The sequence below is a fragment of the Pseudomonas sp. HMSC063H08 genome, from assembly GCF_001813645.1.
Classification (GTDB): domain Bacteria; phylum Pseudomonadota; class Gammaproteobacteria; order Pseudomonadales; family Pseudomonadaceae; genus Pseudomonas; species Pseudomonas aeruginosa.
This window is the reverse complement of the sequence record NZ_KV813397.1, coordinates 1-731: the sequence shown is the minus strand read 5'-3', so window position 1 is coordinate 731 and position 731 is coordinate 1. Positions and strand designations below refer to the sequence as shown.

The 731-nt window shown below is 62.5% G+C and carries 1 pseudogene; it reads left to right on the top strand.

Annotated features, from left to right (window positions below):
- Positions 1–723 (top strand): annotated as a pseudogene (locus tag HMPREF2924_RS08715) (IS3-like element IS222 family transposase); the annotation flags it as partial.
- Positions 724–731 lie beyond the last annotated feature (8 nt).

Sequence of the window (731 nt, the reverse complement as noted above, 5' to 3'; positions counted from 1 at the left end):
GTCAACCAGTTGTTCAGCCAGAGTCGGGGCTCGGCCGGCAGCCGCAGCATTCTGGGCATGCTGCGCGAAGAGGGCGTGACCATCGGCCGTTTCCGAGTGCGTCGGTTGATGCGTGAGCTGGGCCTGGTCAGCAAGCAACCGGGCTCGCACGCCTACAAACAGGCCACGGTTGAGCGGCCGGATATCCCGAATCGGCTGAACCGCGAATTCGCGACCGAGCATCCCAATCAGGTGTGGTGTGGCGACATCACCTACGTCTGGGCGCAAGGCCGTTGGCACTACCTGGCCGCGGTGCTGGATCTGCATACCCGGCGGGTGATCGGCTGGGCGTTCTCGGCCAAGCCGGATGCCGAACTGGTGATCAAGGCCCTGGACATGGCCTACGAACAGCGCGGCAGGCCACAGCAGGTGCTGTTCCATTCAGACCAGGGCAGCCAGTACGCCAGCCGCCTGTTTCGGCAACGGCTCTGGCGCTATCGGATGCAGCAGAGCATGAGCCGTCGGGGGAATTGCTGGGATAACTCGCCGATGGAGCGCCTGTTCCGCAGTCTGAAGTCGGAGTGGGTCCCGTCAACGGGTTACCTGACGGCGCAGGAGGCCCAACGGGACATCAGTCATTACTTGATGCACCGCTACAACTGGATCAGGCCGCATCAATTCAACGACGGGTTACCACCTGCGGTGGCCGAAGAAAAACTCAACCCACTGTCCGGGATGGGTTGACCACTACA